This is a genomic window from Sulfuricurvum sp. (genome assembly GCF_019163035.1).
Classification (GTDB): domain Bacteria; phylum Campylobacterota; class Campylobacteria; order Campylobacterales; family Sulfurimonadaceae; genus Sulfuricurvum.
In genome coordinates this window covers 1-14,631 of sequence record NZ_JAFLKV010000090.1, presented here as the reverse complement: position 1 = coordinate 14,631, position 14,631 = coordinate 1, and the positions used below count along the sequence as shown (strand labels likewise).

Genomic DNA, 14,631 nt, shown 5'->3' with positions numbered 1-14,631 from the left:
TCAATCGCGAACGCACTTGTTCCCAAAGCCATTACAGCGACTAAACTAAGTTTTCCTAATTTCATTCATTCTCCTCAAAAAAAACCGTTCAAAATAAGATTAACTTATTCCGAATCATGTGGTAATCATAACAATTAATTCTTAAACATTTCTTCTTTCATATTCTTTTTTATAATAAATAAACAAATTTGTAAGAGTGTGAGACAAAAATGTGATAAAAAGCGTCAAACGCCTCAATAAGGTCATTTTAGCAGTTTACTATATTATAAATATAAATGATTGGATAATAAAAAGGAATGTTAAAAAAAGTTTTTATTCCCGAAAACGGGAATAGAGAGAAGATTACCAGTTACGGATACGAATATGACAAGAGGTACATTGTTTGAGGAGTTGGCTATAATCGTCCAAAGCTTCATCCATCCGTCCCGCTTCGATAGAAACAATCATATCATCCGAATAAAGACGGAGCATTTGTGCTGTTTTTTGAGCAAATTTATACGCATACACCTGATCTTTTGGGAGGATAAATTTAATCTCTTCGCTTTCAAGTGTTTTAAGGGTACCTTGAAGCTTTTTAATCCCTGTTTTCATATCTTCTGTTGAGCTGTATAAGCCACCTCGTTGGATATCCTCCATAGCATCCAACATCGTACGCATATCTTTCATCAGCATACTTCGATGGTCTTTCCCAGCTGCATTAAGCGATCCTGCCATTAAAAATGAAAGAGCCAATAATGTAAAACTTTTTTTCATAACAACCCCTTTTAGTATTGGATAATTTCTTTGGAATATTCGGTGAGCTTAACCGTTTTAGCCGATATAGAAACCAATTTTTTGGCTTCTACCGGTCCATTGTAGAACTCTTTTAATTCAGGACGAAAACTTTTGAAATAATCCTGAAATTTATCCGAGCCTAAAATGCCGACAGCCCAAAGGGTATCATCTGCCGCATGTTCGAGAACAACAGCATTAAGTGGTTGTGTAGCCGCACCTCCGAGCACTTTTGCACCCGCTCCCGCATCAAATGCTGAGAGATGGGAAGAACAGACGATAATGCCACTTTTATCATACGCCATCGTTTTTTTCGCCGTAGGGACATAGGTGATAAAACTGTCATTCGGAGTCGGATGGGTCATTTGATGGGTACAAATCGCCACATAAGAGACGATAGTTCTATCTTTTCCGACACCACTTTTCCACATATATTTTTCACCGTTTTCAGAGGAAAGTTCAACATCTTTTCCTGTTGCTTTCGGAAGGTTGATCAACATACACGGGGTTGACGCATACGGATAATTGAAAATATAGGTTACCTCTTTTGCAAGCTGTGAAGCCTTGATCGGTTTTCCTACCGCATCCACTAATTGCGCTTTTTCGTACGCATTAAACAATGTACCATCCGCCGCATACAGATTCCCTCGAATCAATGAGGGGCTAACCGCAATAACCGTTGCTCCGGCAACGACCTTTAAAAAATTTCTTCTATCCATGATATTGTCCGTCTGAATTATTTTGAGTAGTTAGTTTAGCAGAATTTTCTTTTACTCTCCGAGTGGAGAGTAAGATAACTTGTATTAATTAAACAAGTCGCGCATTGCGCCTTTGTACCAATCATGTGTTGCTTTCGCAAGACCGGTAGTACGGAATTTTCCTGTTGTCTCATCTTTTGGAACAGAGCCTTTAGAACCGATAACCGGACCTGCAACCATAAATTCATGATTAACCATAATTGCTTCTTCAGGGTTTTCTCCAACCATTGAATAACATACATTCGCACTTTTATACGGAAGTGCTGATGCAACACTATAGCTTTTCCCGTGAAGAATGTGAGCAATCTCTTTAGCACACTCTTTGCCCGACCAGATAGCCGATTGACCACTTGGTGGAATTGCATGTCCAACAACGTCACCGACTGCATAAACTGCTTTATCCGTAGCCGTTTGAAAAGAGACCGGTTTTTCAGGGCTGGTTGCCATTTTAACTTTTTTGAATCCGTCTGGAGTTGTTGCAACACCTGCCATCTCGATAATCGGATTTGACATATTGTGAGGAATAAAGTTGAAAACACCGTATTTAATAGTCTTAGTCGTTTTCGTCCCTTCAGTATCGTCTTTATCTTTAAATACAGTTTGAACGTAAGTTATCTCTTTTTTATCAAAATCAACATCAGAAATCTTACAGTTACTTTCGTGGACTACAGCACCTTTATTAATTTCAGCCCATGATTCTTTGAAAGCTGCACCTTTAGCAATCTCAGCTGTTTCGTTAAGGATAATAACTTTACCGCTTAATCCCTCTTTTTTCATGTAATTCGCGATCATACTTGCACGCTCAAACGGTGCCGGAGGACAACGATATTTACCGGCTGGAACCGTGATAACAACATCACCGTCTTCCATAGTTTTAACCAAACGATCTAATGCTACGTGCTCGCCGCCTGGAACCAATGCCGCAGGAGCAGCACGACGTGCTTTTGCGATTTTTGCATCTGACCATGTTGGGAATTGCCCTTTGTAGTTATAGTCAATACCCGGTGCAAGAACCAAAATATCGTAACCAACCCCACCTTTAGAAGTATAAACCACTTTATTTTCACGATCAATTCCGGTAACAACTGCGGTCAACATACCATAACCGTTTTTCTCTACCGCTTGAGAATAGTCATGTGTCAAAGTACTAAGACTTACACCCTTGATACCGCCAAGATTACAGTTAGAAAATGGGCAAGACATAAAGCTGTCATTTTTCTCGATAATTGCAACATCGAAATTAGGATCGATTTTTTTCAACTCTTTAGCAACGGTCAAACCGCCGAATCCACCACCAATAATAACAACTTGATGACGACCTAGCATTTTGCCAGAAGCTCCTTGTGCTGCGGGGGCTGCACCTGTTGCGGCTGTACAACCGGTTACGGCAGCAGCTGCCACACTAATACCGGCAAATTTAAATAGGTCACGTCTTGAAATGTTCATAATGATTCTCCTTCATTCTATGCAATATCATTGCGAAATTTGAAATGTCGCTGAAGACATAATAATCGTGTTAATCTTAAATACATATAAGAAATAGTAAAAAAAGTAAAAAATAACCTAATAAGATATTATTATATGATTTTAAGTGATATAAATGTGATATGACGAGAGAAAACGTATTGTATGATATCATATCGTTATGTTTAAAAAAGGGATTTTGAATGAAAATTGAAGAGTGCCATTCCTTAGCGGAAGTTCGCAGCTATATCGACCACTTAGACGATCAAATCGTTGAGCTTATCGCTGCTCGAAACGGTTATGTCAAACAAGCCGCCAATTTCAAACACTCACTTGAAGAGATAAAAGCCAATGAGAGAATGGAAGCGGTAATGGATCGTGTCCGTACTCGTGCTATGGAGTTCGGCGTCTCCCCAAACCTCCTCACCAAGCTCTATTCTATTATGATCGATGCAATGGTTGAAGCGGAAATTTCAGAATTCAGAAATGCGAAGTCACTTTAAAACCGTGTCACTTCGCCTCGACAGATTGCCATAACCACTTTTCCTTTTAACGTCTCGTTTTTATAAAGACTGTGGTGGTGCGGAACGAGATTACTTTGTGATGGATCAAATACAATAAAATCACAAAGTGAGCCAACTTTAATTTTCCCTCCCTCTACCCCTATCTGTGCAGCCGGAGCACGGGAAGCGACCTCTACTAATTTCGACATATCAATCAAATCGGTCGCAATGAGATAGGTATACAATAGCGGTAAATACTCAGCTATGGACGTTGTCCCGACGTGAGCATCATAAAACGTAATATCTTTATGTATATCGGAGTTTGGCTGATGCAATGCGCTAAGGGAATGGATATCGCCACATTTAAGTGCAGCGATCAATTTAAGACGCTTTTCCTCATTTACAAGTGGAGGATTGATCTTCGCATCGGTATCAAACCCCAAGCATGCTGAATCGTTTTTAAAGAGGTGGTGGATCGATACTTCACACTCAACCGAGACACCGTTTTTGCGTGCCTCACTGATCAACTCGATAGAACGAGGTTCTTTAATGCTTTTAAATACAACTTTTACCCCAAAATAGCGAGCGATCTCGATCATCGATGCGACATGAACCACTTCCGAAATCGGAGGAATCCCCGGCAATCCAAGCTGAGAAGCAATGGCACCATCCGCCATAACTCCGCTCTCGATCAAACTTTTTTCTTCCGCTTTATAGAAAAGGGCTTTATCTGCCATTTTTGCGTATTGGGCGATACGACTGATGAGATTGTAATCGTGGATGGTAGATGTGTGTACTGCGACGCACCCTTTTTTCAGCATAATTGCGATATTGCTCAAGACTCCCGTCTCATTTAGTGCGCTTACCGAAGATTCAATGGTCGCACCGTTTTGTGAATACCGGTGCTGTTGAACAAACTCCAAGGTGATCTCATCATCAATACGAGGCACCGTATCACTCGCCAATACCGCCATCGTGATTCCACCGTTAAGTGCACGATAGGAAAGCTTTTCGAGGTTGGTACGGCTAAGCTGAGCATCTTTAAGACGCACGTCGGTATCGACAAGCCCTGGTATTAGATAACACCCCTGGGCGGATACTATTTCACCGCCGCTTAGATTTTCTCCGATCTCAGTAATGATCCCCTCTTCAATCCGAACATCGCCGCGACGTTCTCCGTTGATATCGCAGATAATTGCCCCCGTTATGATCATAATCACTCCCGTTCGCTATAATTACGCAATTTTAATCTAAGTAACGTTTAAAAAGGGTTAGAGTGTCTAAAATCATTCTCTTAATCTTACCGATTATGGCACTTATGGCTGAACCCTCATCGTATGAACAAGGTAAAAATCTCTATTTTTCCAAAGGATGCAGTGGCTGTCACGGGGTTTCAGCGAGTGGAACCAATCAATACCCTGCCCTTGCCTATCGCCGTAAACCCTTTTTGATGAACAAACTAAAAAACTATCGTCTAAAACTAGCGACTACGCAACAATCTCAGCTTATGATCCCATTTGCGATGGGACTTAGCGACAAAGAGATTGATGCATTAACCACTTTTTTTAGCGAGTATCACGAAAACAAAAGCAACTACAAACCTGATTTAGGGATCAGAGGAGACGGAGGATCATGAAAGTATTAGTCAGCGCACTCGAACATTCGGCAAACATCCATTTAAAATATTTGGTAAAAGAGCTCGGAGAGGAAGTAATCTTATCAGGAATTTTTGATAACGCGCTAGGGGATAGTATCGTCGATTTGCGCTCCACCTCGGTGATGGGATTTGTCGATGCACTCACAAAACTCCCTTTCTTCTTCCGCCTCAAAGATCAGATGGTGGAACTAGCGCATGATGCCGACAAAGTCCTCCTCATCGACTCTTCAGGGTTCAATCTCCCTTTAGCCAAGGCGATCCGAAAACGCTATCCTGCCAAAGAGATCATCTACTATATCCTCCCTCAGGCGTGGGCATGGAAGAAAAAGCGTATCCCTATACTCGAAAAAACGATTACCAAACTCTGTTCTATCCTCCCATTTGAACCCTCATATTATTCACCCAAAGCTCCTATCGAATATGTCGGGCACCCTCTCCTAGATGAGATCACCATCCGGAAAACAGACCTCGCCCACAGCGGAAAAATCACCTTTATGCCCGGAAGCCGCCCCGGAGAGATCAAACGACTTATGCCAGTTTTCCGGGAACTGCGTCCTATGCTTAGTTCACGTGCCCTCATTGTCATCCCTCCCCATTTTAGTGATGAAGAGATACAAGAACTCTACGGGGATATATCAACATTCGAGATTACCCATGAGGCTCATCAAAGCCTAGCTGATTCAGATTTCGCCTTTATCTGTAGCGGTACGGCAACGCTCGAAGCCTCTTTAATCGGTATCCCGTTTATCCTCGCTTATATCGCCAAGCCACTCGATTATGCCATCGCTTCGAGGCTGGTAAAGCTTGATTATCTCGGGTTAGGCAATATTTTATTTTCCCAAGCGTACGGAAAATCACTTCATCCTGAGCTCATCCAAAAGGAAGTTACGGCTCAAAATCTGTATAATACGTATCAACAAATGGACACCATCGCATTTTTCAACGATGCTGCACGATTGCGTGACCTCTTAAAACATGGCAGTTCCGTACGTGTTAGCCAGATTATCAAGGATACTAATGCTTAGAATTTTTTCATGGATCAAAACCTCTAGTCGCACATTTACCGATGAAAAAATCATCCCATACGTCTTTACGTTAGGTGATGGGCCAATGCTTTTTCGTGATCTGCTTAAAACCAATAAAATGTATCAAGAGGGATTGAAACTGGAGGGAAAAATACCGGGATTTCGCCTCAGTATCGGACGAAGCTACCTCGTATTTATCGGACTTTGGCACCTCTTTATCCTCCCTGTATCGGTTGCATTTCACCCCTTCTTGGCAAAAATAGACTGCCATCTGCTCATCGTTATGGCAATCTTGTTTACGGGAATGTTTTTCGCAACGTACGCTATTTATAAAGAGTACCTCATCGATACGGTTGCTTTGAAAATTATCAAAAATGGTTGGGAAAATCATTTTCCCCACTTCGATTATGATCTTCATGCCAAAGAGGTTGCAAAAATTTATTCGGAAGCATTAGAAAAAGAAATCCCTCACAAAAATATGCAGCTCTATATTTTGGACAAATTAGTAGAGAATAAATAACCCTCTAAAAGGCATAGATCACATCAAACAATGCCTTATTGTCCGGTTGTTCCGTCTCTAAACTTTTCGTGACACTGAGTGATGTTTTCATTTTTTTATTGATTTTATGTTTATGTGCCAATTTGATTTTTTTGTTGGCTCCTAGTGTAGGATCAGCACCCTGAATTAACATGTAGGACGCATTAATCGCCGTATCTGTACCATCGCTATAGTTAATCCCCGTCGTATAACTGTAAGGGTTTCGGTACAGTGTACCCTCCGACGCAGGGGTATCCAGCAATGTATAACTCCCCTCCGCAAAAACATTATAAGCATCATTCACGGGATAAAGCGCTTTAAGCATACTTGTATATTTCAGTGGGTCAGTTTGCTCATTAGCCGTATTGAGAGGTATCGTCACATTTTCTGAAGCATTTAAAGAGAGAGAATCCCATAGTTTTTGACGATACTGAACCAAAAGATTTGTTTTGCCTACCGGAGGGGTATTCTCGGATCGGTCTTTTATGTAAGCGCCTTGAATCTTTGCTGAAAACTGCTCAAATGAATATTGGGCACCCATGGATACCGTGTCGGTAGTCGTATTTTTTTTCAAATCATACTGTAAAATAGTACCACCGACCCCAGATAAAGGGGCATTTTTAGAGAACTGTACTGTTTTTTTATTGCATTCATTCTGATGGTAAGCCCACGTGGGAAGCGACTTATCGCAAAGGGAAATGGTAGTATTATCCGCACCACTCAATGCCGTCGTGAACATTATCAAGATGACACAATTACATCGCACCTATAAACACCCAAACTTTACTTTTTATATTTTCCCAATATCCCGATAAACGAAGGGATATTTGCCGCACCGTCATACCGACCGATCTTTTTACCGTTCGCATCTAAAAAATGAAATGTTGGAGTCCCCATATACCCTAGCCCCTCAGGGATAAAATCGTTATGAATATCGATATGAACAGGGATGAAGTTTTTATGTACCTCATTAATAACTGCATTTTCTTCAAAAACGATGTCACTCATATACTCACACGCAGGACAATTTTCCCTTGAGAGCATCAGCATAACTTTTTTCTTCTCTTTTTTCGCTTGAGTCAATGCCGCCTCATACGACGAAGCCCATTTGAGTTCAGCATAGGCGAAACTTGCCATCAGTGAAAGTGCTAAGATTATTTTTCCCATAATTATTGTCCTAAGTGTTTAATAAATTCTTGCGGCTCTTTGAACCCTATGATGTCAGCATCTTTTTGGCGTGTTCCGTTTTCATCGAAAAACAATATTGCCGGAGGACCGAAAATTCCAAATTTGCTGCTGATCGCACGTGCCGCTTCATCGTTGGCAGTGAGGTTAACCTGTACCAAAACAAAGCTGTCCATCGCGGTTTTAACACTCTCATCGCTAAAGGTTTTTGCTTCGAGTTCTTTACATGCGGTGCACCAATCGGCATAAAAATCGACCATCACACGTTTCCCTTTATTTTCTGCCAAAATAGCATTTAACTCTTCGATAGAGGTGATCTTTTCAAATTTTTTATGCTCTTTTACCGAAATTGTCGCAGCTTGTGCTTGGGCAATAAATGGATCAAGCGGATGTAAAATATTTTTAGCCCCAGCCATACCTCCGACCAAGAGGCTAATTCCATACAATAAAATCATAAATCCGAGAGCTTTGACATTTGCACGAGAACTCCATGACGGATGAGCTCCTAATGGCTCCAAGGCGTTCATATTGATCGCTACAAATACCGCTAAACCACCCCATAACAGTAAAGTTGCATTTTCATCCAACACACGCCCCATCATCCATATCGCAATACCAAGCAACATGACCCCGAATACCGCTTTGATGACATCCATCCACATTCCCGGTTTCGGCATAAAGCGACCTGATGTTGTCCCCACAATCAATAGTGGGATGCCCATACCGATAGAGAGAGAAAAGAGAGCCACACCACCGAGCAGTGCATCACCTGTTTGCCCAATATAAATGAGTGCTCCCGCCAACGGTGCGGCAACACACGGTCCAACGATCAGTGCCGACAAAAATCCCATGATAGCGATCCCGATTACCCCTCCGCGCTGAGAGCCCAGCTTGCTCAGACGTGATTGGATAAAGTTAGGAATTTGGAGTTCATACAGATCGAACATCGATAGTGATAAGAGGACAAAGATAAGAGCAAACGCGGTAATAATCCACGGTGTTTGAAAAGCGGCTTGGAGATTTGCCCCAAATAGACCCGCTAAAACACCTGCAATTGTATACGCCACTGCCATAGACAATACATAGACAAGAGAGAGTAAAAAAGCTCGTCTAGTCCCCATCCCTTTACCTTGGGCAAGGATAACCGAAGAGATAATCGGAATCATCGGGAAGACACACGGAGTGAGCGCCAATAACAGACCGAATCCGAAGAAACTCAGGATAATAAACCAAAGGCTCCCCCCTTTGATCACTCCTGCGATTTGGTCTGTTTCGGACTCTTTAACCTCTGCTTTAGGTGTAGGAATCGGGGCAACATCGATGGCTTTGGTCTCCACTGCAGGGGCTTTTAGGATAGAAGATTCACTCATCGGAACTTTTGATGCGTCCAACGTCACTTCCAACGTTTTTTCCATCGGTTCATAACACAATCCCGCTGATGAGCACCCTTGAAAGGAGAGTTTGATTTTCACCTTTTTTTCGCCACTCAACTCTTTGGTTTTTAACAACGCGATACGGATAGCCGGTGAGGATTCATACACCCTCTCCCCGTCAAGCTCAATAGCTTCAACCATCGTGACCGATTTAAAATCAATCCCATCTTTTTTATCCGCATCTTCTACTTTGAGCTTATCGGCATAAATATGAATCTGATCGCCCATAATCATCTCTACACCGATAGTTTTGAAATCAACCATTTTGGCAGAGGGCTTGAACGCCTCATCGGGTTGCAGAAATCCAACTGCCCAAATATTTAATGAAATAAGTAAAAACAATAGTATACGCATATTTTTAACCTTCTTAAAAAATCATCTCCATTTTATCACAATTAACTGTTATGAAACTCAGTGAGAAACATTGTTATTATTTTTCAGCTTAGACATAGCCGTAAATGCTACACTACCCGCAACTTTATACGGAGCCTTTTATGTCCAACCGTCTCGCCCTTGAAGATTCACCTTATCTGCAACAACACAAAAATAACCCGTTAGAGTGGTTCCCATGGTGCGATGAAGCGTTTGATAAAGCTCGAACAGAGCACAAAGCGATCTTTATCTCTATCGGGTACAGCAGCTGCCATTGGTGTCATGTGATGGAGCATGAGGTATTTGAAAATCCAGAGATTTCCGAATTCGTCAATCAACACTTCGTCTGTATCAAAGTGGATCGCGAAGAGCGCCCCGACATCGACAAACACTACCAAGAGCTCCATAATCTCCTCAACCGACGAAGCGGCGGATGGCCACTCTCTATTTTCGCTACCCCGCAGAACAAACCCTTTTATGCCGCTACCTATATACCACCCCATAATCAAAATCAAATGATGGGGTTTAGCGAGCTCACTGCCATCATCGCCGAAAAAGTGGCTCAAAATGACGAAAAACTGTTCCAAAATGCCGATGAAATCACTGCATTTATGAGACCGAAAAATGAGAGTGTCCAAGCGACTGTTTTGAATGAGAAAATCATTACCCAATTTATCCTCCAAGCTCAGAACAACTATGATGAGATTAACGGCGGATTTTCCAAATCACCGAAATTCCCCCATGTTTCCACCCTCAAAACACTCCTCACCCTCGACAGGCTCCAAAGCGATGAGAAAATCAAAACGATTATAACCCATACGCTCGATTCGATGGCATTGGGGGGATTGTACGATCATGTGGATGGCGGATTTTGTCGCTACAGCACCGATGAGGCATGGCTCGTTCCCCATTTTGAGAAAATGACCTACGACAATGCCCTCCTCTGCGAACTCTATACCTTTGCAGGTATGATATATCGCGAGGAGCGATACCTCAAAATTGCCAAAGAGACCGCCGATTTTATGATGAACTTTATGATGGAAGATGATCTGTTTTACAGCGCCAGTGATGCAGATAGCGAGGGTGAAGAGGGAAAATACTTTATCTACACCTACGATGAAATCATCACAGCACTCGAAGCTCTATCTATCCCCAACGTACATGAAATGGCGCAATCCATCGGAGCAACAAAAGAGGGGAATTTTGAGCGACATACCATCATCCGACTCTCCTCACACGAGCGCCCTGAGTGGTTTGCATCTTTTTGCCGTGAATTAAGCGTTTTACGTCAAAGCAGAGCCTACCCCTTTATCGATCGCAAAGTGATTACGGCATGGAATTCAATGATGATTCAAGCACTATTTGTTCTGGGAAAATCAGATCGCACCTACCAAACACAAGCGATCCGTTCCCTCGAAAAATTGAGTGAAACGATATTTTTGAATGGAGAGCTCAAACACTCCACCCTTATCCATAAAACACCGAAAATCGATGCCTTTTTAGAGGATTACACCTATCTATGCAGCGCATTGATCGAAGGGTATCAATCGACGTTTGATGAACGCTATCTTATCGATGCACAACGATATGCCAATAAAGCATTGGAACTCTTTTACGAAGAGGGAAAATGGTATTTCAGCCGAGGGGAATTTACGACCGTTGCCGAGCTGGATGATGGTACCTACCCAAGCGCTCTTGGAGTCATGGTCAATGCACTCCAAAGTCTCGGACTCCTCATCGATCCGAAATACAGCTATTTTGCCTTTAAAAGTCTCGAATACGTTTCCCTCAAACTGATGAAAACACCGATCTATTACCCTATCCTCACCGCTGAAGTAATCCGCCATCTGAAAAATCAACGACTGGTCAAAAGCAACTCAGCAAATCTATCAAAAATAACCGCCCCCCTGATGTACCCGTTTGTTCTCCTCAAAAATGACGAAACACTTCAAGAATTCACTGTTTGTGGAGAAAGCTCTTGCTTTGCGGCAACAAAAGAGTTAACAAAACTTGATGATTTAATCTTATCAACGTTATAATCAAAAAAAGAAGGGAGAATATATGGGTGCAAAAAGTGCAATGGCAAAAGCTGAAATTGTAGAAGCTGAAAAAATTGATGATGTCGTACACGATGACCGACGTAAAACAGAAGAAGAGAATAAAAAAGAGCGCCGAAGTAAAAGTAAAATCGAAGAAAGACTCCCTGTCTGGGTCAAACAATCGGTTTTAGAATACGAAGAAGAGTTAAAAGCACTTCAAATTGAGCTACTTAAACTACAAAACCATGTAAAAGACGAAGGGCTAAAAATTCTGATGATTTTTGAGGGGCGTGACGCGGCAGGAAAAGGGGGAACGATAAAACGGATTACCGAACATCTTAACCCACGCGGTGCCCGTGTTGTCGCACTCGACAAACCCTCTGATGTCGAAAAAACTCAATGGTATTTTCAGCGCTACGCAGAGCATTTGCCTAGTGCGGGCGAGATCGTCCTCTTCGACCGTAGCTGGTATAACCGAGGCGGTGTCGAGCCGGTCATGGGATTTTGTTCTCCTGAGGAGCACCAAGAATTTCTAAATCATGTCAGCGAGTTTGAACGGATGCTCGTCAACTCTGGAATCATCCTCTTTAAATTCTATTTTTCTGTCTCAAAATCAGAGCAAGCCAAACGGTTCAAAGAGCGTAAAACCGATCCTCTAAAACAGTTTAAACTCTCTCCCGTCGATGCTAAATCACAAGAGATGTGGGACAAATATACAGGGGCAAAACTCTCGATGCTCCGTGCTTCTCACACCGGTACCTCTCCGTGGATTATCATCCGTTCCGATAACAAGAAAAAAGCCCGCATCAACTGTATCAAACATATTTTATCGAGCGTGCAATACCCTTCCAAAAACCCACCAGATCTAAAAACATCGAAAAAGATTTTGATTTGGGGTGATGAAGAGATCAAATTGATGGAGAGTGGAATGCTTCGTAAAGAGGATAAAGCAGGGGGGAAAGGCTAACCCTTAAAAAGGGTTAAAGAAACTTGAGGATTTCGGCTTCGATATTCTCTTTTTCAATGACGGTGCCTTGCGTGATCGGTTTGCTAAACAACCCTTTGATCATAGCAGGGATCGCCATTTTTGCCGTTTTGCTAATCGATTCCAGTGCGTCAATGTCGTTCGCATCTTTCTCACCCGTGAGGGCATTTGCAATCGTCGGAGAAAACTTCGTCCACTCTGCTGTTGAGTAGACAATCGTTTTAAGCTTTTTAGTCGCACAGCAATCGTACGCTTTGAAACAAGTCGCCGTATGCGGATCCATCAAATAGCCCGTATCAAACGCCTCTTTGATATACCCTTTCCCCTCTGCACCGTTACAATAATCGGCGGCAAAAAAGCTTTGGAGTTTCATCGTCTCATTATCGCTCAACGCATAGAAACGTTCCGCTTCGAGACCCGCCATCAACTCTTTGGTACGCTCGTAACCGAAGAGATCGAACAAGATACGCTCGACATTGGAAGAGATCAAAATGTCCATCGCAGGTGATGTGGTTGCAACGACATGCTCGCCGCGCAAATCATAGCGACCCGTATTGATCAAACGGGTGAGGACATTATTTTCGTTGGATGCGATAATGATTTTTTCAACTGGAAGACCCATTTTATACGCGTAATACCCGCCAAGAGCATTTCCGAAATTCCCGCTCGGAACATCGAGGTATACTTTTTCACCCATAGTAATGACGTTTTGGCGAACCAGTTCTAGGTAGCTGTGGATGTGATAAATAATTTGGAAAATTATCCGGCCGAAGTTGACCGAGTTTGCCGCTGAGAGGGAGATATTTTTCGCTTTAAGGGCATCTTTGAACGTTTGAGAACCCAAAAGCTTTTTCAATGCGCTTTGAGCATCATCGAAATCCCCTTTGATCCCGATCACTTTGAGATTTTGAGCATCTTCGGTCACCATTTGGAGGCGTTGAACATCCGACGTTCCCCCATCAGGATAGAGACACGCAACACGAACATTTGCTCGGTTTTTAAAGGTTTCTAATGCCGCAGGACCGGTATCACCGCTCGTTGCCGCTAGAATCAGATATTCATCTCCGCGCTTTTGGGCGATAGAGCTAAGAACCACACCGAATGGCTGAAGCGCCATATCTTTGAACGCGCGGGTCGGTCCGTGATAGAGTTCGCTCACATACAAATCATCACGCACTTTGACGACCGGAACGGGATTGGTCGGATCGTCGAATTTATCATAGAGGGAGAGGGCTTCATCGATTACAGAGCAGTCAATATCGATGGCAAGCATTGTGAGTAAATCTTTCGCCAACTCTTTATAACTGGAGCTTAAATGCTTAGAGAGGAACGCTTCTCCAAGATGAGGCAATTCGCTCGGAACATACAATCCGCCGAACGATGCGATGGGACTTAAAATCGCCTCTGAAAAGGTAACCTGTTGTGGATGGATTCCGTCATTTCCGCGTGTTTCAATAAATTTCATTGGTTCACTTTATACAATTTTCGTGATTATAACAAAGAGCCTATCATGTAACCCTTAGAGGGAATCAACAAAACTCAAAACAATGATAAATAAAACACTTTTCAGGTAGTTTTTGTTTTTTTACACTAGAATACACCATCTTTTAAGACGGAATATATATGGCGACCATCTACGATCTCAAACCTGCATTCCAAAATCTTCTTCGTCCTACAGTCCAAAATTTGGCACGCTTAGAGGCAACTCCGAACCAAATCACTTATGCGGCACTCGCGCTCTCTTTTATCGCGGGGGGTGCTGTTTCCCTCACCCATGGTGCGGCGTGGACACTGCTCTCCATCCCTGCGGTGATGTTTGTGAGAATGGCGCTTAACGCGATCGATGGGATGCTCGCCAAAGAGCACGATATGAAAAGCGACGCGGGGGCGATGCTGAATGA

14 protein-coding genes and 1 pseudogene are annotated in these 14,631 nt (G+C 42.6%); 7 read left to right on the top strand and 8 right to left on the bottom strand.

Features of this window, described 5'->3' with window-relative positions; translation table 11 throughout:
* Positions 1-342: 342 nt before the first annotated feature.
* The 3 genes from JZU62_RS06705 to JZU62_RS06695 form a co-directional block, all read right to left on the bottom strand.
* Positions 343-753 carry a hypothetical protein gene (locus JZU62_RS06705; RefSeq protein WP_295013154.1) on the bottom strand — a complete coding sequence of 137 codons (411 nt, stop codon included), beginning with the start codon at positions 751-753 and terminating at the stop codon, positions 343-345.
* An 11-nt stretch (positions 754-764) separates the two neighbouring features.
* Complete coding sequence (locus JZU62_RS06700; protein WP_295013152.1) at positions 765-1,490, bottom strand: sulfur oxidation protein; 726 nt, start codon at positions 1,488-1,490, stop codon at positions 765-767.
* Between the two features lie 84 nt (positions 1,491-1,574).
* The gene (locus JZU62_RS06695; RefSeq protein ID WP_295013150.1) at positions 1,575-2,975 is read right to left on the bottom strand and encodes an FAD-dependent oxidoreductase; all 1,401 of its coding nucleotides are present in this window, start codon (positions 2,973-2,975) and stop codon (positions 1,575-1,577) included.
* Positions 2,976-3,196: 221 nt separating this feature from the next.
* Here JZU62_RS06695 and JZU62_RS06690 point away from each other — a divergent pair, with 221 nt between their 5' ends.
* Complete coding sequence (locus JZU62_RS06690; protein WP_295013148.1) at positions 3,197-3,496, top strand: chorismate mutase; 300 nt, start codon at positions 3,197-3,199, stop codon at positions 3,494-3,496.
* On the opposite strand, the gene JZU62_RS06685 is transcribed toward JZU62_RS06690, so the two are convergent.
* Entirely contained in the window at positions 3,493-4,710 is a 1,218-nt protein-coding gene (locus JZU62_RS06685; protein ID WP_295013146.1) for an amidohydrolase family protein, read from the bottom strand. The two genes, JZU62_RS06690 and JZU62_RS06685, sit on opposite strands and share 4 nt — an antisense overlap.
* Positions 4,711-4,772: 62 nt before the next feature.
* On the opposite strand from JZU62_RS06685, the gene JZU62_RS06680 reads away from it, so the two are divergent.
* Genes JZU62_RS06680 through JZU62_RS06670 form a run of 3 tightly spaced genes read left to right on the top strand, consistent with a single transcriptional unit; the run spans position 4,773 to position 6,698 of the window.
* Positions 4,773-5,132, top strand: a complete 360-nt coding sequence (locus tag JZU62_RS06680; RefSeq protein ID WP_295013145.1) for a c-type cytochrome — start codon at positions 4,773-4,775, stop codon at positions 5,130-5,132.
* Positions 5,129-6,178: a lipid-A-disaccharide synthase gene (gene lpxB, locus JZU62_RS06675; protein ID WP_295013143.1), complete on the top strand. Its 1,050-nt coding sequence runs from the start codon at positions 5,129-5,131 to the stop codon at positions 6,176-6,178. The genes JZU62_RS06680 and lpxB overlap by 4 nt, the downstream gene beginning before the upstream one ends.
* The gene (locus JZU62_RS06670; RefSeq protein WP_295013141.1) at positions 6,171-6,698 is read left to right on the top strand and encodes a hypothetical protein; all 528 of its coding nucleotides are present in this window, start codon (positions 6,171-6,173) and stop codon (positions 6,696-6,698) included. Before lpxB ends, JZU62_RS06670 begins: the two co-directional genes overlap by 8 nt.
* Positions 6,699-6,702: 4 nt before the next feature.
* On the opposite strand, the gene JZU62_RS06665 is transcribed toward JZU62_RS06670, so the two are convergent.
* Genes JZU62_RS06665 through dsbD form a run of 3 tightly spaced genes read right to left on the bottom strand, consistent with a single transcriptional unit; the run spans position 6,703 to position 9,688 of the window.
* The gene (locus JZU62_RS06665) at positions 6,703-7,455 is read right to left on the bottom strand and encodes a hypothetical protein (RefSeq protein ID WP_295013139.1); all 753 of its coding nucleotides are present in this window, start codon (positions 7,453-7,455) and stop codon (positions 6,703-6,705) included.
* 44 nt (positions 7,456-7,499) lie between these two features.
* Entirely contained in the window at positions 7,500-7,883 is a 384-nt protein-coding gene (locus JZU62_RS06660; RefSeq protein ID WP_295013138.1) for a thioredoxin family protein, read from the bottom strand.
* A 2-nt stretch (positions 7,884-7,885) separates the two neighbouring features.
* Positions 7,886-9,688 (bottom strand): protein-disulfide reductase DsbD, encoded by a 1,803-nt coding sequence (gene dsbD / locus JZU62_RS06655; RefSeq protein WP_295013136.1) that lies wholly within the window; start codon positions 9,686-9,688, stop codon positions 7,886-7,888.
* Positions 9,689-9,828: 140 nt separating this feature from the next.
* On the opposite strand from dsbD, the gene JZU62_RS06650 reads away from it, so the two are divergent.
* Together JZU62_RS06650 and ppk2 are read left to right on the top strand one after the other, a co-directional pair.
* Complete coding sequence (locus tag JZU62_RS06650; protein WP_295013134.1) at positions 9,829-11,745, top strand: thioredoxin domain-containing protein; 1,917 nt, start codon at positions 9,829-9,831, stop codon at positions 11,743-11,745.
* Positions 11,746-11,767: 22 nt separating this feature from the next.
* Positions 11,768-12,712, top strand: coding sequence for a polyphosphate kinase 2 (ppk2, locus tag JZU62_RS06645; protein WP_295013132.1), 945 nt, complete (start codon positions 11,768-11,770; stop codon positions 12,710-12,712).
* Positions 12,713-12,725: 13 nt separating this feature from the next.
* Here ppk2 and thrC read toward each other — a convergent pair whose 3' ends face one another.
* On the bottom strand, positions 12,726-14,195 hold the full coding sequence (gene thrC, locus JZU62_RS06640) for a threonine synthase (protein ID WP_295013130.1): 1,470 nt from the start codon (positions 14,193-14,195) through the stop codon (positions 12,726-12,728).
* Between the two features lie 158 nt (positions 14,196-14,353).
* Here thrC and JZU62_RS06635 point away from each other — a divergent pair.
* Positions 14,354-14,631, top strand: a pseudogene (locus JZU62_RS06635) (CDP-alcohol phosphatidyltransferase family protein); the annotation flags it as partial.

Coding starts and splice junctions, on each gene's coding strand:
- JZU62_RS06705 (WP_295013154.1), bottom strand. CDS start 753: ATGAAAAAAAGTTTTACATTATTGGCTCTTTCATTTTTAATGGCAGGA.
- JZU62_RS06700 (WP_295013152.1), bottom strand. CDS start 1,490: ATGGATAGAAGAAATTTTTTAAAGGTCGTTGCCGGAGCAACGGTTATT.
- JZU62_RS06695 (WP_295013150.1), bottom strand. CDS start 2,975: ATGAACATTTCAAGACGTGACCTATTTAAATTTGCCGGTATTAGTGTG.
- JZU62_RS06690 (WP_295013148.1), top strand. CDS start 3,197: ATGAAAATTGAAGAGTGCCATTCCTTAGCGGAAGTTCGCAGCTATATC.
- JZU62_RS06685 (WP_295013146.1), bottom strand. CDS start 4,710: ATGATCATAACGGGGGCAATTATCTGCGATATCAACGGAGAACGTCGC.
- lpxB (WP_295013143.1), top strand. CDS start 5,129: ATGAAAGTATTAGTCAGCGCACTCGAACATTCGGCAAACATCCATTTA.
- JZU62_RS06670 (WP_295013141.1), top strand. CDS start 6,171: ATGCTTAGAATTTTTTCATGGATCAAAACCTCTAGTCGCACATTTACC.
- JZU62_RS06665 (WP_295013139.1), bottom strand. CDS start 7,455: ATGTTCACGACGGCATTGAGTGGTGCGGATAATACTACCATTTCCCTT.
- JZU62_RS06660 (WP_295013138.1), bottom strand. CDS start 7,883: ATGGGAAAAATAATCTTAGCACTTTCACTGATGGCAAGTTTCGCCTAT.
- dsbD (WP_295013136.1), bottom strand. CDS start 9,688: ATGCGTATACTATTGTTTTTACTTATTTCATTAAATATTTGGGCAGTT.
- JZU62_RS06650 (WP_295013134.1), top strand. CDS start 9,829: ATGTCCAACCGTCTCGCCCTTGAAGATTCACCTTATCTGCAACAACAC.
- ppk2 (WP_295013132.1), top strand. CDS start 11,768: ATGGGTGCAAAAAGTGCAATGGCAAAAGCTGAAATTGTAGAAGCTGAA.
- thrC (WP_295013130.1), bottom strand. CDS start 14,195: ATGAAATTTATTGAAACACGCGGAAATGACGGAATCCATCCACAACAG.